We start from the raw sequence: 23,139 nt of genomic DNA, 5'->3' as shown, positions 1-23,139 counted from the left end.
TCGGCGCCCGGGCCGTTTTGCGGCGGCAATGATGATCACACTAGAGTCGCCGTCGCCGCGATCCAAGGTCGTTCACTCGGGGGAAGCCGTACTCATGCGTGTCAAGCCGTTGTTCGCCGCTGTCGCGGCCCTGTTCGTGCTCACCGCCTGCGGAGGCGACGCAGGCGGCATCGGCCCGGGGGGCTTCGGGAACGGCGCAGGGCAGGCGGCACAGGGAGGCGACAACCCGGCGGACCCGAACGAAGGCACCCTGGAGAACCCCACCAGGAACGGCGGGGTCAACGGATCCGCGCCCGATGATGCGACAGGCTTCCTGGGCCTGCCCAAGGCGGGCTCCATGGCGGCGGCCGCCGACTTCATCAACGGCTACACGAGGTGCGACGACATCTCCGTGGACCCCCAGGACGACGACTTCTTCCCCGGCGACGAGGAGTTCGACGCCGACTGGTCCGTCACCGAGCGCGGCGCCTGCGGCCGCGGCACCCGTATCTTCATGATCAAGGATGCCAAGGCATTCCAGGCCGCGTACAAGGCAGACCTCGACAAGCGTCTGATCGACGACCCGGAGGAGGACCTCGGGGGCGGCTTCGTCATCGGGCAGGACTTCGCGGTCATCCCCACCCAGGAGTCAGCGGTCCACTCCCTGCTCCAGCGCGGCCGACTCCTGATGCTGAACTGCCACCCGAGCTTCGGCCCGCCCAGTGGCTTCCGCAAGGAGAAGGCGCTCGTGGACGGGTGCGTGCTCACCGACTACTTCGAGGACTGAGCAGGGTCCACGCAGCTCCGGCCCGTCCTCAGCGCGGCGACGGCCCACTTGGCCCGGCTCGAGAGCTCGCTCAGCGACCGCCGGGGCTCCTTGGCGATGGTCTTGAGCAGGACCTTGCCGTGGGCCATGGTCTCCTCGGCGAGTTCGGGCCGGCCCGCCTCGATCGCCGCGAGCACCAGTTCCAGATGCTGCTCGGTGATCCTCCGGCCCAGGCCCCGGCGATGCCACTCGGCGGCACTCGTGTCCGGGGCGGGTCCCTCGGCGGCGCTGCCCAGGCCGAGGGCCAACTGGCGGTCCCGCGGACGGGCAGCGGGTGCGTCCAGGCCGATCGCCGAACGCACCCGTTCCAGGGCGCGCCGCGCCGACGGGAGATCTCCCGCCAGCCGGTGCAGCTCCGCCAGCTTGCTGCAGGACACGGCCCGGTCCCAGGCCGTGTCCTGCAGTGAGGCGAAGTTGTGGTGTGCGCGTGCCGCCTGCGCATGGTCGCCGATCAGCTCCAGTTCGCGGCTCAGCGCCGCCAGCCGCTCCGCCTTCGGGCCCGTGTCGTCCAGCATCCGGATCAGTACGGCGCGTACGAACTCCGTCCGGCCCTGACGGCGGGCCAGCGCGATCCAGGTGAACTCGTCCTCCGCGGCAGGGTCCTGTCCGAAGTCTGCCGCGTCCTCCTGCCGGGCCCACTCGGCCAGTTCCGACGCCGATGACGGTGGCAGGTGGTTACCGGCCGCACGGACCAGGGGCAGGTCCTCGGCGTGACCGTGCAGGCCGACCAGTACGGCCGCAAGCCGTCGCTCCCGGAAATGCCCGGCTCGCCCGGCCGCCTCGCGCTCCAGCAGGTGCCGCAGCAAAGGAAGATCGTCCGCCCGGCGGTCGAACTGCGCCGCCCGCAGCACACCCGCCCGTCGCGCCGGGTCCGACCCGGCGTCCTCCCACGCCGCGGGCCCACCGGTGCGCATGCGCTCCAGGTCCGCCCGGCCGGGCGCGAGAGCTGCGTCGGGGAGCGGCACACGCGCCCGTTCGTCCAGGTACTGGTACGCCATCAACTCCGTCGAGTTCAGCAGCACATGATCGGGATCGGTGCGCCGTGCCACGGCGTCCAGCCGGAAGGCCAGCTCGACGGGCGAGCGGCGGGGCAGCCCCAGGCCGTCGAGCAACGCGGCGCGCTGGGCGTCCAGATCGGGGGCGTAGGACGCGCGCATCTCGTCCTCCTCCTCGCCTATCTCCGCGAGCAGTTGCTTCTCGTCGAGGCAGGGACCGATCTCCATGCGGTGAAGCCCCCCGCCCCCGATGATGATCTCGAGCGCCTCGGTCACGCTCTCGCCGATCAGCCCTGCCTCCCCCTCCGACGACGCATAGAGCACCGCGCCGTCCGCGCAGACGAAGTAGGTGCCGCCGGTGTCGTCACCGGCCACGGGCTCCAGCGATGCTCCCGAAGCGAGGCGGACGTCCTCGCCGTGGTAGGCCCGGTTGATGTCGAAGTCGAAGGGGAAAGCGGCCAGTTCGGCCAGATCCGGACGCTGCCGCAGCAGTGCGAGGGTGCGATCGATCATGCGCCCGGATCCTACTTCGGCTGCAGCAGGTCCCAGCGGTTGCCGTACAGGTCCTCGAAGACGGCGACCGACCCGTACGCCTCGTGCCGCGGCTCCTCCAGGAAGCGCACTCCGGCCGCAGTCATCCGGGCATGGTCGCGTGCGAAGTCCTCGGTGTACAGGAAGAAGCCCACCCGGCCGCCGGTCTGTGCGCCCACGCTCGCGTGCTGCGCCTCGCCGGCGGCCCGGGCCAGCAGCAGGCCCGTGCCGTGCGGCGCGCCGCCGGGGCGGACGACCACCCAGCGCGAGCCTCCCCCGCGGGCGGTGTCCTCGACCAGTTCGAAGCCGAGGGCGTCGGTGTAGAAGGCGATGGCCTCGTCGTAGTCGCGGACGACAAGGGTGACCAGGGCGATGGTGGGCATACGGAGAAGGTTATACGTATGACCACAGTGGAACAATGCATGCCATGCCTCCGTCGCACGTGTCGCCGCTTCCGCCGCACCTCCTGGACCGCGCCCGCGCCCTCGCGGTCCCCGGCCACCGTCGCATCCTGGGGCTGGCCGGAGCGCCCGGCTCGGGGAAGTCGACCCTCGCCGCCCGGCTCGTCGACGCCATGGAGGGCCTGGCCGCCCTCGTTCCCATGGACGGCTTCCACCTCGCCCAGAGTGAGCTGGTGCGCCTGGGCCGTGCCCACCGCAAGGGCGCCCCCGAGACCTTCGACGCCACCGGGTACGCGGCCCTGCTCGGCCGGCTGCGCCGCCCCGCGCCGGGCGCCACCGTCTATGCGCCCGCCTTCGACCGGACACTGGAGGATCCGGTCGCCGGCAGCATCCCGGTCGGTCCCGATGTCCCCCTTGTCGTCACCGAGGGCAACTATCTGCTCCATGACGAGGGCGACTGGGCGTACATCCGCCCCTTCCTCGACGAGGTCTGGTTCCTCGAGCTCGACAATGAGGTCCGGGTCCGCAGGCTCGTCGACCGGCATGTGCGCCACGGCAAGGAGCGCTCGTACGCCGAGCGCTGGGTGCGCGACTCCGACGAGCCCAACGCCCGCCTGATCGGCCGCGGCCGGGACCGGGCCGACCTCGTGGTCCCGATGGCGTAGCACCGTCCCGGCCGCCCCGCCGTTCATCTGCGCTCGGTACGCTCGAAGTCCTGACACGTGCGAGCACGGAGGGCGGTTCACGTGGGGTTGTTCCGGCGAGGGCCGAAGCGTGACGGACGCGATGCGCCCCGCGACCCCGAGTTCTCCTTCTTCTCCACCGGTGAAGGCGCCCGCTTCCGCAGCCTCGTACGCGAGGCCTTCGCCGAACAGGGCCTGGAGGTGACGGTCTACGCGGACGTGGTGACCGACAGCTCGGGCCGCCAGTTCGGGCTCGGCAATCTCGCAGCGGTCTGCCACAACGACGAGCGCGGGCCGCGCGCCTGGTCCGAAGTGGTCCACCAGCACGTCGGTCTGGTGCTGCGCACCATGGAGGCGCCCTCCGCCCTGGACACCCTGCCCACCGAGCAGATCCGCGCGCAGCTCTACCCCCGTGTCGTGGGCGCCGAGGGGCTGGACCCCAAGAGCTTCGGCTATGCGCGGCCCGTCGCCCCCGGGCTGTTCGAGATCCTCGCGCTCGATCTGCCCGAGAGCGTCATGATGCTCACCGACGAGGCGCTCGAACCGCTCGGCGATCTCCCGTACCTGCGTGACCAGGCGCTCTACAACCTCCGCGGACTGCCGGTCGAGGTGCACGAGACGATCGAGGACTCCGACGGCATGCGCTTCGAGGTGGTGCTCGGCGACTCCTTCTACACCGCCAGCCGCGTGCTGGCGCTGGACGCGGTCGTCCGTCAGGTCACCGGCGAGGAGCTCTCCGCGGACGGCGCCCTGGTGGCCATGCCCTTCCGGCACCAGCTGGCCTTCCACGCCATCCACGACCTGGGCATGGTCGCCGCCCTGAACGCGATGGCCGCCTTCGCCGCCGCGGGCTTCGAGGACACCCCCGGCGCGATAAGTCCGTATGTCTACTGGTGGCGCTCCGGCGCGCTCACCCAGCTCAGCGACCGCACCGAGGACGGCGAGGGCCTGCGGATCGTGGTCGACGAGGAGTTCCACACGCTGCTGGCACGGCTCCTCGCCGAGGAGGACCCGGGGACCGGCGGCGAAGAGGCCTGAGCGCAGTGATCACACTGCTTCGGACATCCGGCCGGACGAGCGCGGTATGGCCGGGGCGGGCGGCCCGGTCCCTGCCTGGTTAGTATCCGCAGAGGGGGAGCCGCCGATGGAGGCGTCATGCACAAGGCACCCCGTTCGCGCCTGGTGACCGACCGCGCCCGGCTCGGCCACAAGATGCGTTACGCCCTGAGCCATCCGCGGCGTGTGCTGCCCTACCTGCGGCGGGCGGGCCGGGACTGCTGGCTGCGGCTGCGGCACCGCGGGAGCCACATCGCCTACTACCGGGCCGTGATGGCGTCCGACACCGCGAGAAGTCCGGAGGCGGCGGTCGGCGGCCGGCCGTCGCATGCGCGCTGGCTGGCCATCGGGGAAATGCAGTACGACTACCTCGTGCGGCACGGTCTGAAGCCGCAGGACCGGATGCTGGAGATCGGGTGCGGCAATCTGCGCGCCGGATGGCGGTTCATCGAGCACCTGGAGCCCGGCCACTACTACGGCATCGACATCTCGCCGGACATCCTCGTCGAGGCCAAGAAGACCGTCGTCCGCTACGGCCTGCAGGACAAGCTCCCGTATCTGACCCCCGTCGACAATCTGACGCTGGACTTCCTTCCCGGGTCCTTCTTCACGGTCGTCCACGCGCACAGCGTGTTCTCGCACTCCCCGCTGCAGGTCATCGACGAATGCCTCGCGCACGTCGGGCGGGTGCTGGCCCCCGGCGGCTGGTTCGACTTCACCTACGACCGCACCGAGGGGAGCGAGCACCAGGTGCTGGGCGAGGACTTCTACTACCGTACGGAGACGTTGATCCAACTGGCCGAGAAGCACGGTCTCGCCGCCCGCCACATGGAGGACTGGGAACAGCTGCCGCACGGCCAGTCGAAGCTCCGGATCACCCATCGCGCGGCTGCCGCGCCCCCTGACGCCCGGATCACCGAGGAGACCTCATGACGGCCACCGCCCCGGCTCCGTTCACCGCAGACGACTACCGGGCCCGGATGGCCCGCGCCGCCGGAGCCGCCGCCGACGCCGGGCTTGCCGGGGTGCTGATCGCCCCCGGACCCGACCTGATCCATCTGACCGGCTACCGGCCGGTGGCCACCGAACGCCTCACCGTCCTCGTCCTCACCGCCGGCCAGGACCCCGTCCTGGTCGTCCCCACCCTGGAGGCACCGGATGCCGAGCACGCCGCCGGCGCGTCCGCGCTGACCCTGCGCGACTGGACCGACGGCACCGACCCGTACGCCGCCGTCGCGCCGCTGCTCGATGTCTCCGGCCGGTTCGCGGTCAGCGACAACACCTGGGCGATGCATCTGCTGGGCCTCCAGCGGGTGCTGCCGGGCACCTCGTACACCTCGCTCACCGACGCGCTGCCCATGCTCCGCGCGGTCAAGGACGCGCGGGAACTGGCCAGGATCGAGGCCGCCGGAGCGGCAGCCGACGAGGCGTACGGCGAGATCCTCAAGGTGCCCTTCGCGGGCCGCAGGGAGACCGAGGTCGCCGCCGATCTCGCCGCGCTGCTGCTGCGGTTCGGGCACTCACAGGTCGACTTCACCGTCGTCGGCTCGGGGCCCAACGGCGCCAACCCCCACCACGAGGCAGGCGACCGGACCATCGCGGAGGGCGACATGGTCGTCCTCGACTTCGGGGGTCTCAAGGACGGCTACGGCTCCGACACCACCCGTACCGTCCACGTCGGCGAGCCGACCGTCGCCGAGCAGCACATCCACGACGTCGTACTGGAGGCGCAGCAGGCGGGCGTGGACGCGGTGCGGCCCGGCGCCGCCTGCCAGGAGGTCGACCGGGCCGCCCGCGAGATCATCGAGGAGGCCGGGTACGGAGATCTGTTCATCCACCGCACCGGCCACGGCATCGGCGTCACCACCCACGAACCGCCCTACATGATCGAGGGCGAGGAGCAGCCGCTCGTCCCGGGGATGTGCTTCTCCGTGGAGCCGGGGATCTACCTCCCGGGCCGGTTCGGCGTCCGGATCGAGGACATCGTCACCGTCACCGAGGACGGCTGCCGCCGCTTCAACAACACCGACCGCCGGATGGCGATCGTCTCGTAACCCGTCGGAATGCCGAGCGCCCCCGGTGCGCGTCAGGGTGCGATTCTGGCCTGGAAGTCGTACGGATAGGGCGGCGTGCGCGCGCTCGCCGCGTCCAGCTTCGCGGTTTGATCGGCCGTCAGTTCCCATCCGGTCGCGCCCAGATTGTCGGCCAGCTGCTCGACCGTACGTGGCCCGATGATGGGCGCGGTGACGGCCGGCCGCTCCCGTACCCACCGCAGCGCCACCTGCGAGGGCGTACGGCCCGCCTCCTCGGCGACCTCGTGCAGGGCGTCGAGCACCCGCCAGGTCTCCTCGGTGTCGTTCTTGCGCCAGCTTTCCTCGCCCGACTGCTCCTGGACGCGGGCCTCGCGCGAGCCGGCCGGCGCCGAGACCATCCCGCGCCGGTACTTGCCGGTCAGCCAGCCGCCCGCGAGCGGGCTCCAGGGGATGACGCCGAGCCCTTCGTCCGCGCTGAGGGGGGCGAGCTCCCACTCCAGTTCGCGGCGCAGCAGGTTGTAGAGAGGCTGGAGGGCGGCGTACGGCTCCCAGCCGCGGTGGCGCGACACATCGAGGGAGCGCTGCAGCTGGGAGGCCGTCACGTTGCTGGCGCCGATGTAGCGGACCTTCCCGGCGCGCACCAGGGTGTCCAGGGTGGCCAGCGTCTCCTCGACCGGAGTGGTCGGGTCCCAGATATGGGTCTGGTACAGGTCGATGTAGTCCGTGCCGAGACGCCGCAGGCTGGCCTCGACGGCACTGACGATGTGCTTGCGGCTCAGCCCGGCGTCGTTGGGGGCGTCGCCCATCCGCCCCCACACCTTGGTCGCGATGACCAGGTCGTCGCGCCGGCGGCCCGCCAGCCAGCGGCCCAGGATCTCTTCCGAGCCGCCGCGCGCGTACATGTCCGCGGTGTCGATGAAGGTGCCTCCCGCCTCGGTGAAGGCGTCGAGGACGGCATGTCCGCCCGCGTCGTCACCGAAGCTCATGGTGCCGAGGCACAGTTCACTGACGCGCAGTCCGGTCCTGCCGAGGTTCCGTTGCTCCATGGCAGCGACGGTAGGAGATGGAGTGGGCTCGAACGCAACCGTATGCGGGGGATTCAGTCGTCGGCGAGCACCACGCAGCTCTCCGGCGGCAGCTCCAGCGCACCGTCCGCGCCCGGCGCCCGTACCTCCCCCCAGGCGGCCGTGACCCGGCCCCCGCCGCCCAGCGGGATTCGGGCCGGCTCCTTGGCCAGGTTGACCGCGATCCGCAGATCGCCGCGCCGGTACGCCAGCCAGCGCGCCTGCTCGTCGTACGCGACCTTCACCGCCGCCAGATCCGGGTCGGTCAGGTCCGGCAGCGAACGCCGCAGGGCGATCAGTGAGCGGTGCCAGGCCAGCAGCTGTGCGTGCGGCTCCCGCTCCCGCTCGGCCCGGTCCAGGCACGAGCGGTCGCGCGTCGCCTGGTCCTGCGGATCGGGGATGTCGTCGGCGGACCACCCGTGGGAGGCGAACTCCCGCCGCCGGCCCGCCCGTACCGCCTCGGCGAGCTCCGGATCCGTGTGGTCGGTGAAGTACTGCCACGGTGTACGGGCGCCCCACTCCTCGCCCATGAAGAGCATCGGCGTGTACGGGCCGGTCAGCACCAGTGCCGCCGCGCAGGCCAGCAGCCCGGGGGACAGGCTCGCCGAGAGCCGGTCGCCCAGTGCCCGGTTGCCGATCTGGTCATGCGTCTGGGCGTAGCCCAGGAAGCGGTGGGCAGGCGTGGAGACCACATCGACGCCGCGGCCGTGGGTGCGGCCGCGGAAGGTGGAATACGTACCGTCGTGGAAGAAGACGCGGGTGAGGGTCTTGGCCAGTGCGGCCATCGGGGCGCGCGCGAAGTCGGCGTAGTAGCCCTGCGACTCGCCGGTCAGCGCGACGTGCAGGGCGTGGTGGAAGTCGTCGTTCCACTGGACGTGCACTCCCAGGCCGCCCGACACGCGAGGTCTGGTCGTCCGGGGATCGCACTGGTCCGACTCGGCGATCAGGAACAGCGGCCGGTCCGCATCGGCGGCGAGGTCGTCGACGGCGGCGGCGAGCTCCTCCAGGAACGTCAGCGCCCGGGTGTCCGCCAGCGCGTGTACCGCGTCCAGCCGCAGCCCGTCGATGCGGTAGTCGCGCAGCCAGGCCAGTGCACTGCCCAGCAGATAGGCGCGCACCTCGTCGGACCCGGGGGCGTCGAGATTGACCGCGGCGCCCCAGGGGGTGTGATGCGTCTCGGTGAAATACGGACCGAAGGCGGGCAGATGGTTCCCGGACGGGCCGAGGTGATTGTGGACCACGTCCAGCACCACGCCGAGGCCGCGTCCATGGGCCGTGTCGACAAAGCGCTTGAGCGCCTCGGGGCCGCCGTAGGGCTCGTGCACCGCCCACGGCGACACCCCGTCATAGCCCCATCCACGCACGCCCGGGAAAGGGCACAGCGGCATCAGCTCGATATGGGTGACACCCAGTTCGGCCAGTTCCCCGAGCCGTTCGGCCGCCGCGTCCAGCGTGCCTTCCCGGGTGTAGGTGCCGACATGCAGCTCGTACAGGACCGCGCCGCGCAGCCCGCGCCCCGGCCACGGGTTCCGCCAGGAGTACGCCCCGTGGTCGACCACCGCGCTGTGGCCGTCCGGGCCGTCCGGCTGGCGGCGCGAGCGCGGGTCGGGCCGCACCGGCCCGCCGTCCAGGGCAAAGCCGTAGCGCGCGCCGTCGGCAGCCTCCGCCTCGACCGCCCACCAGCCCGTACGTCCCTCGGCACGCTCCATCGCATGCTCGACGCCCTCCAGCCACAGCACGGCCTGCTCCGTGGCCTGCGGCGCCCACACTTCGAACAGCACTGGCGGTCCCCTCGTCGTCGATGCTCCTCCCTCCCCATCCTGGCAAGATCGGGGTCTTCAAGCGGCGTCCTTGGGCCATTAAGGTCACGGGCCATGACGACGTCGCCGCTGCCCGCCTTCCCGCCCGGCTTCCTGTGGGGCGCATCCGCATCCGCCTTCCAGACCGAGGGCGCGGCCGACGCCGAGGGCAAGGGCCCGTCGGGATGGGACGCCTTCGCGGCCCAGGGCCGCATCAAGGACGGCGCCGACGCCTCGCGCGGCACCGGCTTCCACGAGCGCTACCGCGAGGACGTGGCCCTGCTCGCCGGGCTCGGCGCGGACGCGTTCCGATTCTCCGTCAGCTGGCCGCGGGTGATCCCCGGCGGCAGCGGGCCGGTCAACAGCCGGGGGCTGGACTTCTACGACCGGCTCGTGGACGAGCTGTGCGCCCACGGCATCACGCCCGCGCCCACGCTCTACCACTGGGACACCCCGCTCCCGCTGGACGAGGCGGGAGGCTGGCTGCGGCGCGAGACGGCCCAGCGCTTCGCCGAGTACGCCGCGGTGGTCGCCGATCGCCTCGCCGACCGCGTCCCGATGTGGATCACCATCAACGAACCGGCCGAGGTCATCCTGCTCGGCTACGCACTCGGCGAGCACGCCCCCGGAAAGCAGCTGCTCTTCGACGCCCTGCCCGCCGCCCACCACCAGCTGCTCGCCCACGGCCTCGCCGTCCAGGCGCTGCGCGCGGCCGGCGCGGACAACATCGGCCTCGCCGTGTCCCACTCACCGGTACGCACCGCGGGGACGAGCGACGAGGACCGCTTCGGCGCCGAGCTGTACGACACCCTCACCAACTGGATGTTCGCCGACCCGATCCTCACCGGGGCCTATCCCGACGAGGACTTCGCCACACTGATGCCCGGCCCGGTGGCCGAGGACCTGGCCGTCATCTCCGCGCCGCTGGACTGGTACGGGGTGAACTACTACCAGCCGATGCTGGTCGGAGCGCCCGCCACGGACGCCCTCGACGACTTCGCCGGGATCGCCATGCCCGCCGAACTCCCCTTCGGCATAAGGAGACTGGAGAGCGAGCAGCGCACCGCCTTCGACTGGGCCGTCGTGCCCGACGGGCTGCGGGAGCTGCTCGTCGGCCTCAGGGACCGGTTCGGCGACCGGCTGCCGCCGATCCACATCACCGAGAACGGCTGCTCCTACGACGGAATCGACGACCAGCGGCGCATCGCCTTCCTCGACGGCCATCTGCGCGCGCTGCACCGGGCGATCGACGCGGGAGTCGACGTACGCGGCTACTTCACCTGGTCGCTGACCGACAACATCGAATGGGTGGAGGGCGCGTCGCAGCGCTTCGGACTCGTCCACATCGACTACGACACGTTGGAGCGCACCCCGAAGGCCTCGTACGCCTGGTACCGCGACGCCATAGCCGCCCAGCGGGCCGGGTCAGGGAACTGAACGGATCTTCCAGACGAGGATGCCGCCGAGCGCGGTCACCACGGTCGCCGTCAGATAGAGGCCCGCGTATCCGCCCGCGTAGGCGACCACCGGCGCGGCGAGCGCCGGGCCGAGGACCTGGGGCGCCGAGTTGGCGACGTTGATGACACCGAGATCCTTGGCGCGGTCGCCCGCCTGCGGCAGTACCTGGGTGATCAGCGCCTGGTCGACCGCGAGGTACACACCGAAGCCGAGCCCGAGCAGCGCGGCCGCGCCCATCGCCACCGGCCAGGTGTGCCAGAACGTCAGCAGCAGCGACGCCACCGCCATCACCGCGGAGGAGACGGCCACCAGGGTCTTGCGCCGACCCAGCCGGTCGGACACCACCCCGCCGGCCACAGCGGTCACCACGACGCCCGCCGTGTACAGCAGCGTCAGGATCAGCACGCCCTGGTCCGGATCCCGGTGGTGCACCGCGTCCTTGAGGAAGTACAGCAGATAGAGCGTGCCCATCGCGTTCCCGAGCATCACCAGGAACCGGGTGAGCCAGGCCCAGCCGAAGTCGGGATGGTCCCGCGGGCTCACCCAGAAGTCCTTCAGCCGCACCGATTCCCGTGCGGTCGACCGCACTTGGGGGTCCGGCATCAGCAGGACGAAGGGCAGCGCGAGCAGGACGGTCAGGGCGGCCAGCAGCAGATAGCCGGGCACGGTCCCGGTCGCCACCGTGGTCACCAGCAGCGCGCCGACCACCAGTCCCAGCGGCTGTGGAATCCCGATGAACCCGGACACCGCGGCCCGCTGGCCCACCGGCACCTGGTCGGGCACCACGGCACTGGTCCCGGCCAGCATCGCGTTCAGGCCGAGCTGCGCCAGACACCACCCGAGTGCCACACCGGCCACGGTCGACTGCACCGCCGTGGCGGCGAGGCCGAAGGCGCCGAGGACCGCACCGCCGACGATCCACGGCCGGCGGCGGCCGAATCGCCCGCCGGTACGGTCCGACAGCGCGCCCGCGAGCGGGTTGGCGACCACCGCGACCAGCGCGCCGAGCCCGGTCACCCAGCCCAGGGTGACCTCCTTGCCCGACGGGTCGAGCGTGTCGATCTGCTCGGCGAGCAGCACCTGGATCGGGGTGAAGAAGGCCATGTACAGGCCGAGGTTGGCCAGGACGAGGGCGGATGTCCAACCGCCGCCGACTCGTGTCAGCGGGCCGGTCCGAGGCTCGTGCGTCTCCATGGGCGGCTCGCCATCGCTCGGTGCGGTGCGGTGCGGTGCGGTGCGGTGCGGTGAGGGTGGCGCTGTGCGGTTGTGTGCGGCGGTGTTCGCCGCGGGGCGGTTCTGCGCGGGGGTGTCCGGAGCTTACGGACACCCCCGCGCCCGATCAATGCCGCGGACCGGGAACGAAGTGGACGCGTTCCTGGATCACCGGATGTCCGGCCTTGGCGAAGTTCGCGGCCATCGGGAAGTTGCCCTGGTCCGTCGCTCCCGCGATGAACTCGGCGCCCTGCTCGGCCAGGAAGTGCGTGCACTCCACGAGCAGGTCGTACGCGTAGCCCCTGCCGCGCTGCTCCGGTACGACACCGATGAAGCCGACGCACGGCCCCGACGGATTGCGCGCCGGGATGTGCAGGCCCACCAGCTCACCGCCGGGGGTGAAGGCCAGCTGCCACCACTCGCGCGGCGAGGGGCACCAGTGGAAGAAGTCCAGCTCCTCCTGGGCCGCCTTGTCCAGGCCCTCTTCGGCGATGGCGGCCAGGGCATGCGCGTCCAGGGTCACGGAGTGCACCCGGCGCAGGACGTCGAGGATCACGGCGTCGTCGGGCTCCGGGCGGAACTCCAGCCGCCCGGGGCGCTCCGGCAGCCCGCACTGCGGGGTCCACCGGTACTGGTACCGCTCGACCAGCACCTTCATCCCGGCTCCAGAAGCGGCCCGCATCCGGGCCTCACCGGCCGCCAGGGCCGCCGGGTCCTCGCGCCAGCCGGCGGGCAGGATCAGTTCGTACTCGACCTGGAAGGGGGAGGTGCACAGCAGTTCCGCGCCCGCCGCCTCCTCGCCCTCGGCCATGTCGAACCAGTTGAGATTGACCGGGGTTTCGTCGTCGGGTCCGCCCCACCAGGCGGCCCGCGCGACCACCTTGCCGTCGCGCAGAGCGACGCGCTTCCAGTCGGGACGGTGCGTGGCGCGGGCGAGCGCGCGGCCCACGCCGAGCGGATCGGGCAGGGTGTCGAAAAGATGCGCGTCGCTCGCGTCGAGCGCGCGGATGACCAGATCGGTCATGAGGGATGTCCTCCGGGAGAGACTGTGTGATGCGCTCCCGGTCAGACTGCGAACGCCGGGCGGACGGGACGGGAGCGCGGGAATCGTGTGGTGTGCACGGCACTCGCCTCCTTCCGTCGGTCACGGGCGTCGCGATCATGCTGGACGGAGCGAGCTGCGGGCGTCCAGCGCATTCCGGACGCCCGCACAACAGACCTACTCCCAGACGTAGTTGATCGCGCGCTCGAAGTTGACGTAGCCGCCGCGGGCGAAGGCCTTCGCCATCGGCACGTTGGCGAGATCGGTCGCGGCCCGGATCCACGGCACGTCCTGGGAGGCGAGAATCCGGGTGCCCTCCGCCAGGATCTCGTCGATGTGGCCCCGGCCGCGATGGGCGGGCAGCACACCCACGTAGGCGATGATGTGGTGGTAGTTGTTCCTGGCCGGCACCACGAAGCCCACCGGCTCGCCGGTGCCCGGGAGTTCGGCGATCCGCCACCACTCGCGTGGTGAGGTGAAGCCCGCGAGTTCCTCGTCGAAGTGCTTCTCGGCCGCCTCGCGGTGGCTCAGCCCGGTCGCGAGATCGGCCTGGCTATGGGCGTCGAGCGTGCCCGCCATCACCGGCGTCATCAGGGCGAGCAGATCGTCGCGGTCCGTGACCTGCCGGAAGGCCAGGGTGCCCGAGGGCTCGGGTACGGGCGTCCCGGCGCGCCATTCGAGCCGCAGCCGCTCCACGAGCAGCCTCGCCCCGGACTTCTCCAGCACGCCGGTACGGGCTTCGACCGCCGCGCGGGCGGCCGGGTCGTCACGCCAGTCGGGCGGGATGAACCGCCCGTACTCGGGGCGCGGGTGACCCGCGGGGACGACGGCGGCGGTCGCGGTCTCGAGCAGTCGCAGTCCGATGCCGGCCTGCTCGGCGGCGGGCAGTTCGGCGTCGATGTCGAAGAAGTCCAGTGCCACCGGGGCCTCGCCGTCGGCCGCGGTCCACCAGGCGATCCTCGCCAGCACGCGGCCGTCGCGCTGCGCGATCCACAGCCACTCGGGGCGGCGGCGCCCAGTTGCGAGATCGTCCTCGAGTTCATGGTCGAGGGTGTACGAAAGCCTGCAGAACAGCTCGAGTTCGTCCGGGCCGGAAAGCGGTCGGACGGTGACGCCGTCGTCGGGCGTCGGCACCGACGGTGCAGAGGTCATATGTGCTTCTCCAGGGAATGGCCGTGCGGAAATGGTCGGACCAGCGCTCGGACCCTAACCACCCGGCGAGTGCCGGGCGAAACCCTTTTCGTAGCGGAACCATTGCTTCCATGCAGGTCAGCGGCTGGTGAGTGAGGGACGGGAACCCCGGTTCTTCTGGACACCCACCGACTTCGGACCGACAATCACGGTTGTGACGTCCGCCTACGAATTCCACACGTATCCCGCTCCGGCCCGGGTCTCCGACGCCGAGCGCGAGCGTGTCCTCGACGTGCTCAGGGAGGGCGCGGCGCAGGGCAAGTTGTCGCACGAGACGTTCGTGCACCGGATGGAGCTGGTCCTGGCCGCGCGCAGGCCGGAGGAGCTGGAGCCGCTCACCGCCGACCTCGTCCAGGAGAGCCGCTGGTCCCGCGCGCTGTACCGGACAGTGGGCCGGATCTCGGCATTCTCGGTGCGGCTGCGCCGGGCGTGGCAGGCGGAGAAGCTGCCGCCGCTGCAGCTGCCCGAACCGAGCCCGTTCCCCCTGCGGATCGGGCGCGACCCGGCCAACGGACTGCGGCTCAGCCATGACACGGTCTCCAGGCTCCACGCCGAACTGAGCCGCCAGGGCCAGGTGTGGGTGCTGCGCGACCTCGGCTCGACCAACGGCACCACGGTGAACGGCATCAGGGTGACCGGCTCGATCGTCGTGCAGGACGGGGACATGGTCGGCTTCGGGCGGATGAGCTTCCGCCTCACCGCACGCTGAACCGGATCTGCGCCGGCGATCCGGAAGTGCCGTGGCCCCGGCGCCTCCCGGCCGCGCGGCGCGGACCGGGCTGAGCCGGCCGGCGTGGGTTCACCGCTGGTGCAGCCCGCGCCCCGCGAGCGTCAGGAACGTCTCGCCGACCGCCTCCGAGAGCGTCGGACGGGCGTGGATGTGACGGGCCAGATCGGACGGTTCCGCGTCCCGGCCGACGATCAGCTGGCTTTCGGCGACCATCTCCGAGATATGCGGGCCGACCAGATGGACCCCCAGCACCCGGCCGTCCCGCTCTGCGACGACCTTCACCATCCCGCCCTGTCCGTGCACCATGCCCTTGGCGACGGCGGTCAGCGGCATCGTGTTCACGCGCACATCGAAGCCGCGGTTCCTTGCCTCCGCCTCGCTCAGCCCGACCGTTGCGGTCTGCGGCGAGGAGTACGTGATCCGGGGCATGCCGCGTAGTCGACCGGCTGCGGTGCGAGCCCGGCCAGCACCTCGGCGGCCAACAGGCCCTCCGTGAAGGAGGCGTGGGCCAGACCGAGTGACGGCGGCGGCAGCAGATCGCCCACCACATGGATCCCCGGCACGACACTCTCCAGGCGCGACCAGTCGGCAGGGGCGACAAAGCCCCGCTCGTCCGTGGGCACCCCCGCCTGCTCCAGTCCCAGACCGTCGGTCACCGGAGTCCGGCCCACCGCGAGCAGCAGCCGCTCCGCCTCGACCGTGCGCAGCTCCCCGCGTGCGGTGCGCACCGTGGCCCGCAGGCCGTCCGCCTGAACCCGCGGCCGGCGCGAGGGCGTGTGGGTCCGGCCCCGACCGGTGGGCCTGCCGGGGCGGACGCCGGCAGGCCGTTTCATGAGCGCGCCGTCGGCGCACCGGGCCCCGTGCCCGGCGCGGGGGCGAGGGGCCGGCCGTTACGTGGACCCGCACGCGGGGCCGCGTGCGGTCGGTCCGACCGGGCATCTGCGCTCCCGGTGCGGCGCGCGGACGACGGGGCGTGCCGGCCCGGCCGCTCAGCCCGTCCCCGCGGCCGCCTCCGAAGCGTCTCCGTGGATGAGCAGCGCCACCGGCCGGTCCGCGAACAGGTCCGACAGCCGCACCGCCGAGCCGCCCGTGAACGTACGCCCGGGATCCAGCAGATCGCTCCAGCCGCCCTCGGGGAGCGTCAGCGCCGTCTCCCGCCAGCCACCCGACTGCTCCAGCCGCAAGGAGAGCCGTGTGACCGCCGTGAGCACCTTGCCCGAGCGGCCGAACGCGACACAGTGGCCGGCCGCCGGGCCGTGCGCCCGCAGCGGTGCGTACGTCCCCGACGACCCGAACAGGTCCGGACGCGCCCGTCGCAGCCGCAGCGCCGTGGCCGTGAGCGCCAGCTTCTCGTCGGAGAGCCAGCGCCGGCCGCGGAGCTCGTCCAGCCGTTCCGGCAGCGGTTCGCCGAGGCGGGCCGGCCGGCGGTTGTCAGGGTCGACCAGGGCGAGGAACTGCCGCTCGGAGCCCTGGTACACATCGGGCACCCCCGGCATCGTCAGATGCAGCAGGGTCGCTCCGAGGACATTGGCCCGTACGTACGGATCCAGTTCTCGCGCGAACTCCGCGACGTAGTACAGCGGCGGGCCTGCCGGGCCCGCGTCGACGAACGCGGCGACGGCCCGTTCGTACGCCGCGTCCGCCTCCGTCCAGCTGGTGCGCAGCCCCGCCTCCCGGACCGCCTTGAGCAACGCGGGCTCCAGCCGGTCCGCGCGCGGCACGCCGAACCCGACGGCCGTCTGCCACGTCACCCATGCCAGATGCGGATCGGGGGCCCGCCCGCCCTCCAGCCCGGCGGCCGCCTCGGTGATCCGGGACAGGAACTCCGCCCACCGCTCGGGGCACTCGGACAGCACCGCGATGCGCGCCCGCACGTCGGCGCTGCGCTTGGTGTCGTGCGTGGTGAGCACCGTGCCGGTGGCCGGCCAGTCGCGGGCCAGACGGGTGCAGTACCCGTGGAAGTCGTCGGGAGCCAGTGCCGGACTGCCGGGGTCCCCACCGACCTCGTTCGCCGAGAGCAGCGGCGTATAGCGGTAGAAGGCGGTGTCCTCCACGGACTTGGCGCGCAGCGCCGACGCCGTCTGAGCGAACCGGGCCCGGAACGCCGTGTGGTCCGGACCCTCGCCGAGCCGTCCGAGTGCCAGGTCCCGTACGACGTCGACTGCCGTCGCCTCGTCCGTCACCGCGAAGGTCTCCTTCGCGCGGCGGGCCGCGGCCTCGGTCAGTGCCGCCTCGCCGTCGAGGAGATACGGGCGGTAGACGGGCACCCGTACGAGCAGCTCCCGCACCGCCGCGCGCAGCGCCCACGGCGCGTGGTCGCGCAGCGCGGGATCCCCGGCGCAGATCCGCCGGGCGAGCCGTCCGAGCGCAGCCGTCTCGGCGGCCAGCTCATGCGTGACCACCTTGTACGCGGCCCGCCGCGCCGTCGCCGCCCAGCGGCCCCCGCGGTCGGCGGACGGCTGGGCGAACTCCCGGTAGCGCTCGGCCAGTTGTCCGGCACCGTCCGGATCGGTGAACAGGCCGTCGACATGCCGCAGCGCGTCGTAGCCCGTCGTCCCCGCGACCGGCCAGCCGGCCGGCAGCCGCTCGTCGCCGGTCAGGATCTTCTCGACCACGATCCAGCACGCCCCGCCGGTCGCCTGGTCGAGCCTGCGCAGATACCCCGCCGGGTCGGCCACCCCGTCCGGATGGTCCACCCGCAGCCCCTCCACGACCGAGTCGTGCACCAGCTCGAGGATCTTGGTGTGGGTCGCGTCGAAGACCTCGGGGTCCTCCACCCGCAGGCCGATCAGATCCGAAACGGTGAAGAACCGGCGGTAGTTCAGCTCGGTACGGGCCAGGCGCCACCACGCCAGCCGGTACCACTGGGCGTCCAGCAGCTCGGGCAGCGGCAGCTCTGCGGTGGACGCGCGCACCGGAAAACGCTGCTCCCCGTAGTGCAGGACATCACCGTCGACGCGCATACCGGACAGCTCGTCGCCGATCCGTCCCGCCAGCACCGGCAGCAGCACCTTGCCCCCGCCCGACTCCCAGTCGATGTCGAACCAGTGTGCGTACGGCGAACCGGGGCCCTCCCGCAGCACCTCCCACAGGGCATGGTTGTGGCGGGGCGCGGCGGCCATGTGGTTCGGGACGATGTCCAGGACCAGGCCGAGTCCGTGCTCACGGGCGGTACGGGACAGCTCCCGCAGACCGGCCTCGCCGCCCAGCTCCTCCCGTACCCGCGAGTGGTCCACCACGTCGTAGCCGTGGACCGAGCCGGGCACCGCCTCCAGCACCGGTGACAGATGCAGATGCGAGATCCCGAGCGAGGCGAGATAGGGCACTGCCGCGGCGGCGGCCGAGAACGGGAAGTCCGGCTGGAGCTGGAGCCGGTATGTGGCGGTGGGCGTCATGCGAACGTATGTACCCGGATCGCGGGCTTCTGTGTCATCCGTCCCTGCGTCGGGGTGAACGCGCGGGGAGAGCGCGGCCCCGGCCGCGGTGCCCCCGGGGTGACGGCACGGGGCCGGTCGCCGACCGCCCCGCTACGCCGGTCTCCTCAGCACGGTCAGACTCCGTCCGATCATTCTGACCCGGTCGCCGGCCTCCACCTTCGGCCCCTGCCCGGGAGGCACCCCCTCCGGGCAGGCCGTGTCCACCACCACCTGCCACTGTGCGCCGTGGTTCACCGGCACCGTGAAATCCAGGGTCTCCGCACTCGCGTTGAACATCAGCAGGAACGAGTCGTCGGAGATCCGCTCGCCGCGCGGACCGGGCTCGGAGATCGCGTGGCCGTTCAGGAACACCGACAGGGCCCTGGCGTGCGCCGCCTGCCAGTCCCGCTGGACCATCTCCTCGCCGTGCGGGGTGAACCATGCGATGTCGGTCAGCTCGTCATGGGTGCCCTCCACGGACCGGCCGTGGAAGAAGCGCCGGCGCCGGAACACCGGGTGGTCGCGCCGCAGCCACACCATGGTCTTGGTGAAGGCCAGCAGCGTGCCCTCCTCGTCCGTGTCCTTGTCCGGCCACTGGACCCAGGAGATCTCGTTGTCCTGGCAGTACGCGTTGTTGTTGCCGCCCTGCGTACGGGCGAACTCGTCGCCGTGACTGAGCATCGGCACACCCTGCGAGAGCATCAGCGTGGCGATGAAGTTGCGCATCTGCCGTTCGCGCAGCTCCAGCACGTCCTCGTCGTCGGTCTCGCCCTCCGCGCCGCAGTTCCACGAGCGGTTGTGGCTCTCGCCGTCCCGATTGCCCTCGCCGTTGGCCTCGTTGTGCTTGTTGTCGTACGAGACCAGATCGTGCAGCGTGAAGCCGTCGTGGCAGGTGGTGAAGTTGATGGAGGCCAGCGGCCGCCGGCCGTCGTCCTGGTACAGATCGGAGGAGCCGGTCAGCCGGGAGGCGAACTCCGCGAGCTTGCGCGGCTCGCCGCGCCACAGGTCGCGCACGGTGTCGCGGTACTCGCCGTTCCACTCGGTCCACAACGGCGGAAAGTTGCCCACCTGGTAGCCGCCCTCGCCCACGTCCCACGGCTCGGCGATCAGCTTCACCTGGCTGACCACCGGATCCTGCTGCACCAGGTCGAAGAACGAGGAGAGCCGGTCCACCTCGTGGAACTGCCGGGCGAGTGTGGCCGCGAGGTCGAATCGGAAGCCGTCGACATGCATCTCGGTCACCCAGTAGCGCAGCGAGTCCATGATCAGTTGCAGCACATGGGGGCTGCGCATCAGCAGGGAGTTCCCCGTGCCGGTGGTGTCCGTGTAGTAGCGGCGGTCCTCGGAGAGCCGGTAGTACGAGGCGTTGTCCAGGCCCCGGAAGGAGAGAGTGGGCCCCAGGTGGTTGCCCTCCGCGGTGTGGTTGTAGACCACGTCGAGGATGACCTCGATGCCCGCCTGGTGCAGCGCCCGTACGGCCTGCTTGAACTCCAGCACCTGCTCGCCCCGGTCTCCCCAGGAGGCGTACGCGTTGTGCGGTGCGAAGAAGCCGATGGTGTTGTAGCCCCAGTAGTTGTTCAGCCCGGAGTCCACCAGCCGGTTGTCGTTGACGAACTGGTGCACCGGCATCAACTCGAGTGTGGTGACTCCCAGTTCGGTCAGATGGGAGATCACGGCGGGATGCGCGAGCCCGGCGTAGGTGCCGCGCAGCTCCGGTGGCAGCTCCGGATGCCGCATCGTCAGACCCTTCACATGGGCCTCGTAGATCACGGTGCGGTGGTAGTCCGTGCGCGGAGGCCGGTCGTCGCCCCAGTCGAAGTACGGATTGACCACCACGGAGGTCATGGTGTGCGGTGCCGAGTCGAGGTCGTTGCGGGAGTCCGGCCGCCCGAAGTGATACCCGTACACCGCCTCGTTCCACTCGATCTCGCCACTGATCGCACGGGCGTAGGGGTCGAGCAGCAGCTTCGCCGAATTGCACCGCTGGCCGCGCTCGGGCACATAGGGGCCATGGACCCGGAAGCCGTACCGCTGACCCGGCATCACCCCAGGCAGATAGGCATGCCGCACGAATGCGTCGGTCTCGCGCAGCTCCACCGCCGTCTCCGAGCCGTCGTCGTGCAGCAGACACAGTTCGATACGTCGCGCGGCCTCTGAGAACACCGCGAAATTGGTTCCGGCGCCGTCGTACGTGGCGCCGAGCGGATACGCCTGTCCCGGCCAGACCTGCATAGATATGACTCTTCCACTTCTGATCCGGGTACTGGGGGCAACTTGGCCAAGATCCTCCCCCAAAGATGGGCAAGCTCCTAGGACTTCGGGCCGTCCTACCGGGTGACCGCACGAAACAAGGGGAAAAAGGGGGACAAGTGCTCAGATCAGTGCACCGCCATCTGGGGAAATTGGTGGCGGGTGCCGCCATAGCGGTGACAGCGACCGCTGCCATGATCGCCATCACACTGCCGGGCTCGGCGGGTGCCGACGACCCCGGCGACGAGCGCCGGAACGGGATTCAGGGACAGGCCGGCGCCGGTGACAGCGCCGGAAACGGCCGGGGAGCCGCCGACACGCCGCACGCGGGCGTCATCGCCGCTTCGCCGCGGGAGGGGGAACACGGCGTGGGCCGGGACCCGCTCACCGACGAGGAGTTGAATCGGGCGGAAGCGCTCGCGCTCACCCCGGCCGCCCGGGCGGCCGGCGAAGATGTCACGGGTGACCGTGGCCCGCACCACCTGACCACCAACCTCGCCGAACCGCTGCCGTCGGAGGCGGACTCCGGACCGCGCCGTGCCGAGGTCAGCTTCTACGACTACCGGACCGACGAGCTGATCACCAAGACCGTCAACCTCGACACCGGCACGGTCGAACGGACCGGCACCCAGCGCGGTGTCCAGCCCTCCCCGCACCGCGAGGAGCTGCGCGAGGCGCTTGCCCTGATCCTGGCCGACCCGCTCGGCGACGACCTCAAGGGCGACTACGAGCACGCCACGGGCCGGCCGCTGACCACCCCCGACCAGCTGTGGTTCAACGGCGACGTCTACCGCACGTACCGGGAGGAACACGTGCCGGACGAGCTCGCCGCATGCGGCGAGCACCGCTGCGTCCGCATGGTCACCAAGGTCAAGGACGGCGCCTGGATCGACACGCGCGATCTGATCGTGGATCTGAGTGCCAGGACCGTCGCTCGCACCGGCTGACCCGCTCCGGCCTCGGACCGCCGCACGGCCTTCCGTTCCGCACGGATCACCCGTGCACACGTGCGTTCCGTATGGCCGTATGCCCGCACTTCCGTACGTCTGTACTTCCGTACTTCCGTACTTCCGTCACGAGGGAGTTCGTACCTGATGCACGTCAACAGAGTCACGCGTGCCCGCAGGCGGGGCGCACTGCTCGCCGCGGCCGCGCTGCTGGGCAGCGTCGGCGCGGCGACGGGCCCTGCCTCCGCCGCTCCGTCCGGCGAGGTCACGGCCGCCAAGGCCGCTCCGACCCGGCCCGACTGCAGCAGCGCCTACCGTATCGAGCAGACGCTCGACGGCGGCACCACCTGGCGCATGTGCTGGCGCTACGACACCGAGTCCGGCCTGATCCTGGACAAGGTGTCGTACCGGCCCAAGGGTGAGCCACGTCCGATCCGGGTCATCAACAGCGCCAAGCTGGCGCAGATCCATGTGCCGTACGACGACGGCCGCGCCGAGTACGACGATCTGACCGGGGCCGGGTTCGGCTGGGGGCTGCAGAACATCAAGGGCGCCGAATGCCCGGGCGGCACCGTCAAGAAGGTGAAGGTGCCGGAGATGGGCACCTTCAACGGTCTGTGCACGACCACCCGTTCCCGTGGTCACGCCTACCGGCTGGCGAACGACCTGGGCAGCAAGGTCTGGCAGGCGCAGGGCAAGGACCTGCTGGTCTACACCGTCAACAAGGTGTCCTGGTACGAGTACATCACCGAGTGGCGCTTCTCCTCCGACGGCACCATCGCCGCCAACGTCGGTGCGACGGGCAAGCTCGCGCCCGACGACTACAACGGGACCGACGGACGTGGCTGGCCCATCGGCAAGGGTGCCCGCGACTACGCGACCAGCCACTCCCACAATGTCTTCTGGCGCCTGGACTTCGGCCTGGACGGCAGCAACAAGGGCAGGGTCGAGCAGTACGACTCCAAGGTCACCCCGCCGAGACGCAACGGCGCACCGAAGGTGAGGACGACCCGGACGCCGGTGACCAGGGAACTGGCCGGGGACGCCCGCACGATGCGCTGGTGGCGGGTGGTGAGCGCGAGGGGAAGGAACAAGGACGGGCACCCCCGCTCGTACGAGATCGTGCCGGGGCCCTCCGCCAAGCACGCGGGCCGCGGATTCACCAGGCACGACATCTACTTCACCCAGAACCGCGCCTGTGAGCAGTTCGCCAGCAACAACATCCGCGACTGCGGCCAGGGCGCCCCCAAGAGCGTGGACGGGTGGGTCAACGGCGAGAACCTCGTCAACCCCGTCGTCTGGGTCAACATCGGTTTCCACCACATCGCCCGGGACGAGGACCAGCAGCCGATGCCCGTCCACTGGCAGGGCTTCCAGCTGGCCCCCAGGGACGTAACCGCTATGAATCCGCTCACTCCGGCCGATCTCGCCGGTCAGAACGGGCACCACAATCACGGGAGTTGAGGAACCAGCCTGACGATCCTGCTGCACCGCCTCCTGTACCCGGAGTACGCTTCCTTGATCGT

At 71.2% G+C, this 23,139-nt stretch carries 18 protein-coding genes and 1 pseudogene; 9 read left to right on the top strand and 10 right to left on the bottom strand.

All coding sequences use genetic code 11. From position 1 onward, the window contains the following. The first annotated feature begins 94 nt into the window (after positions 1 to 94). On the top strand, positions 95 to 766 hold the full coding sequence (locus tag OHS70_RS07510) for a hypothetical protein (RefSeq protein WP_328394946.1): 672 nt from the start codon (positions 95 to 97) through the stop codon (positions 764 to 766). On the opposite strand, the gene OHS70_RS07505 is transcribed toward OHS70_RS07510, so the two are convergent. Both OHS70_RS07505 and OHS70_RS07500 read right to left on the bottom strand, forming a co-directional pair. Then, positions 751 to 2,313 carry a hypothetical protein gene (locus tag OHS70_RS07505; RefSeq protein ID WP_328394944.1) on the bottom strand — a complete coding sequence of 521 codons (1,563 nt, stop codon included), beginning with the start codon at positions 2,311 to 2,313 and terminating at the stop codon, positions 751 to 753. The two genes, OHS70_RS07510 and OHS70_RS07505, sit on opposite strands and share 16 nt — an antisense overlap. Before the next feature lie 11 nt (positions 2,314 to 2,324). Beyond that, positions 2,325 to 2,714, bottom strand: a complete 390-nt coding sequence (locus tag OHS70_RS07500) for a VOC family protein (protein WP_328394942.1) — start codon at positions 2,712 to 2,714, stop codon at positions 2,325 to 2,327. Positions 2,715 to 2,758: 44 nt separating this feature from the next. Here OHS70_RS07500 and OHS70_RS07495 point away from each other — a divergent pair, with 44 nt between their 5' ends. From OHS70_RS07495 to OHS70_RS07480, 4 genes are all read left to right on the top strand, one after another. Next, a complete protein-coding gene (locus OHS70_RS07495) occupies positions 2,759 to 3,397 on the top strand; it encodes a nucleoside/nucleotide kinase family protein (protein ID WP_328394940.1) in 639 nt (212 codons plus the stop codon). An 81-nt stretch (positions 3,398 to 3,478) separates the two neighbouring features. Continuing rightward, positions 3,479 to 4,453 carry a hypothetical protein gene (locus OHS70_RS07490; protein ID WP_328394938.1) on the top strand — a complete coding sequence of 325 codons (975 nt, stop codon included), beginning with the start codon at positions 3,479 to 3,481 and terminating at the stop codon, positions 4,451 to 4,453. 117 nt (positions 4,454 to 4,570) lie between these two features. Continuing rightward, positions 4,571 to 5,404, top strand: coding sequence for a class I SAM-dependent methyltransferase (locus OHS70_RS07485; RefSeq protein WP_328394936.1), 834 nt, complete (start codon positions 4,571 to 4,573; stop codon positions 5,402 to 5,404). Then, positions 5,401 to 6,525, top strand: a complete 1,125-nt coding sequence (locus OHS70_RS07480; protein WP_328394934.1) for an aminopeptidase P family protein — start codon at positions 5,401 to 5,403, stop codon at positions 6,523 to 6,525. The genes OHS70_RS07485 and OHS70_RS07480 overlap by 4 nt, the downstream gene beginning before the upstream one ends. Before the next feature lie 32 nt (positions 6,526 to 6,557). Here the strand turns inward: OHS70_RS07480 and OHS70_RS07475 are convergent, their stop codons facing one another. Together OHS70_RS07475 and treZ are read right to left on the bottom strand one after the other, a co-directional pair. Continuing rightward, positions 6,558 to 7,550: an aldo/keto reductase gene (locus OHS70_RS07475; RefSeq protein WP_328394932.1), complete on the bottom strand. Its 993-nt coding sequence runs from the start codon at positions 7,548 to 7,550 to the stop codon at positions 6,558 to 6,560. A gap of 53 nt (positions 7,551 to 7,603) precedes the next feature. Continuing rightward, on the bottom strand, positions 7,604 to 9,349 hold the full coding sequence (treZ, locus tag OHS70_RS07470) for a malto-oligosyltrehalose trehalohydrolase (RefSeq protein WP_328394930.1): 1,746 nt from the start codon (positions 9,347 to 9,349) through the stop codon (positions 7,604 to 7,606). 93 nt (positions 9,350 to 9,442) lie between these two features. On the opposite strand from treZ, the gene OHS70_RS07465 reads away from it, so the two are divergent. Beyond that, positions 9,443 to 10,804 carry a GH1 family beta-glucosidase gene (locus OHS70_RS07465; protein WP_328394928.1) on the top strand — a complete coding sequence of 454 codons (1,362 nt, stop codon included), beginning with the start codon at positions 9,443 to 9,445 and terminating at the stop codon, positions 10,802 to 10,804. Here OHS70_RS07465 and OHS70_RS07460 read toward each other — a convergent pair. From OHS70_RS07460 to OHS70_RS07450, 3 genes are all read right to left on the bottom strand, one after another. Then, positions 10,793 to 12,019: an MFS transporter gene (locus tag OHS70_RS07460; protein WP_328394926.1), complete on the bottom strand. Its 1,227-nt coding sequence runs from the start codon at positions 12,017 to 12,019 to the stop codon at positions 10,793 to 10,795. The two genes, OHS70_RS07465 and OHS70_RS07460, sit on opposite strands and share 12 nt — an antisense overlap. Positions 12,020 to 12,164: 145 nt before the next feature. Next, positions 12,165 to 13,061, bottom strand: a complete 897-nt coding sequence (locus tag OHS70_RS07455) for a GNAT family N-acetyltransferase (protein ID WP_328394924.1) — start codon at positions 13,059 to 13,061, stop codon at positions 12,165 to 12,167. Between the two features lie 195 nt (positions 13,062 to 13,256). After that, positions 13,257 to 14,231, bottom strand: coding sequence for a GNAT family N-acetyltransferase (locus tag OHS70_RS07450; RefSeq protein WP_328394922.1), 975 nt, complete (start codon positions 14,229 to 14,231; stop codon positions 13,257 to 13,259). 193 nt (positions 14,232 to 14,424) lie between these two features. Here OHS70_RS07450 and OHS70_RS07445 point away from each other — a divergent pair, with 193 nt between their 5' ends. Beyond that, positions 14,425 to 14,979 carry a DUF1707 and FHA domain-containing protein gene (locus tag OHS70_RS07445; protein WP_328394920.1) on the top strand — a complete coding sequence of 185 codons (555 nt, stop codon included), beginning with the start codon at positions 14,425 to 14,427 and terminating at the stop codon, positions 14,977 to 14,979. Between the two features lie 90 nt (positions 14,980 to 15,069). Here OHS70_RS07445 and OHS70_RS07440 read toward each other — a convergent pair. The 3 genes and pseudogenes from OHS70_RS07440 to glgX form a co-directional block, all read right to left on the bottom strand. Continuing rightward, a pseudogene (locus OHS70_RS07440) lies at positions 15,070 to 15,746 on the bottom strand (FAD-dependent oxidoreductase); the annotation flags it as partial. A gap of 243 nt (positions 15,747 to 15,989) precedes the next feature. Continuing rightward, the gene (gene treY / locus OHS70_RS07435) at positions 15,990 to 18,395 is read right to left on the bottom strand and encodes a malto-oligosyltrehalose synthase (protein ID WP_328394918.1); all 2,406 of its coding nucleotides are present in this window, start codon (positions 18,393 to 18,395) and stop codon (positions 15,990 to 15,992) included. Positions 18,396 to 18,527: 132 nt separating this feature from the next. Further along, on the bottom strand, positions 18,528 to 20,648 hold the full coding sequence (gene glgX, locus OHS70_RS07430; protein ID WP_328394916.1) for a glycogen debranching protein GlgX: 2,121 nt from the start codon (positions 20,646 to 20,648) through the stop codon (positions 18,528 to 18,530). Between the two features lie 137 nt (positions 20,649 to 20,785). On the opposite strand from glgX, the gene OHS70_RS07425 reads away from it, so the two are divergent. Then, positions 20,786 to 21,613 (top strand): Tat pathway signal sequence domain protein, encoded by an 828-nt coding sequence (locus OHS70_RS07425; RefSeq protein WP_328394914.1) that lies wholly within the window; start codon positions 20,786 to 20,788, stop codon positions 21,611 to 21,613. A 147-nt stretch (positions 21,614 to 21,760) separates the two neighbouring features. Beyond that, complete coding sequence (locus OHS70_RS07420) at positions 21,761 to 23,077, top strand: copper amine oxidase (RefSeq protein ID WP_328394912.1); 1,317 nt, start codon at positions 21,761 to 21,763, stop codon at positions 23,075 to 23,077. Positions 23,078 to 23,139 lie beyond the last annotated feature (62 nt).

This window comes from Streptomyces sp. NBC_00390 (assembly GCF_036057275.1).
GTDB lineage: Bacteria > Actinomycetota > Actinomycetes > Streptomycetales > Streptomycetaceae > Streptomyces.
This window is presented reverse-complemented; position numbering and strand designations above follow the sequence as displayed.

Coding starts and splice junctions, on each gene's coding strand:
- OHS70_RS07510 (WP_328394946.1), top strand. CDS start 95: ATGCGTGTCAAGCCGTTGTTCGCCGCTGTCGCGGCCCTGTTCGTGCTC.
- OHS70_RS07505 (WP_328394944.1), bottom strand. CDS start 2,313: ATGATCGATCGCACCCTCGCACTGCTGCGGCAGCGTCCGGATCTGGCC.
- OHS70_RS07500 (WP_328394942.1), bottom strand. CDS start 2,714: ATGCCCACCATCGCCCTGGTCACCCTTGTCGTCCGCGACTACGACGAG.
- OHS70_RS07495 (WP_328394940.1), top strand. CDS start 2,759: ATGCCTCCGTCGCACGTGTCGCCGCTTCCGCCGCACCTCCTGGACCGC.
- OHS70_RS07485 (WP_328394936.1), top strand. CDS start 4,571: ATGCACAAGGCACCCCGTTCGCGCCTGGTGACCGACCGCGCCCGGCTC.
- OHS70_RS07480 (WP_328394934.1), top strand. CDS start 5,401: ATGACGGCCACCGCCCCGGCTCCGTTCACCGCAGACGACTACCGGGCC.
- OHS70_RS07475 (WP_328394932.1), bottom strand. CDS start 7,550: ATGGAGCAACGGAACCTCGGCAGGACCGGACTGCGCGTCAGTGAACTG.
- OHS70_RS07465 (WP_328394928.1), top strand. CDS start 9,443: ATGACGACGTCGCCGCTGCCCGCCTTCCCGCCCGGCTTCCTGTGGGGC.
- OHS70_RS07460 (WP_328394926.1), bottom strand. CDS start 12,019: ATGGAGACGCACGAGCCTCGGACCGGCCCGCTGACACGAGTCGGCGGC.
- OHS70_RS07455 (WP_328394924.1), bottom strand. CDS start 13,061: ATGACCGATCTGGTCATCCGCGCGCTCGACGCGAGCGACGCGCATCTT.
- OHS70_RS07450 (WP_328394922.1), bottom strand. CDS start 14,231: ATGACCTCTGCACCGTCGGTGCCGACGCCCGACGACGGCGTCACCGTC.
- treY (WP_328394918.1), bottom strand. CDS start 18,395: ATGACGCCCACCGCCACATACCGGCTCCAGCTCCAGCCGGACTTCCCG.
- glgX (WP_328394916.1), bottom strand. CDS start 20,648: ATGCAGGTCTGGCCGGGACAGGCGTATCCGCTCGGCGCCACGTACGAC.
- OHS70_RS07420 (WP_328394912.1), top strand. CDS start 21,761: ATGCACGTCAACAGAGTCACGCGTGCCCGCAGGCGGGGCGCACTGCTC.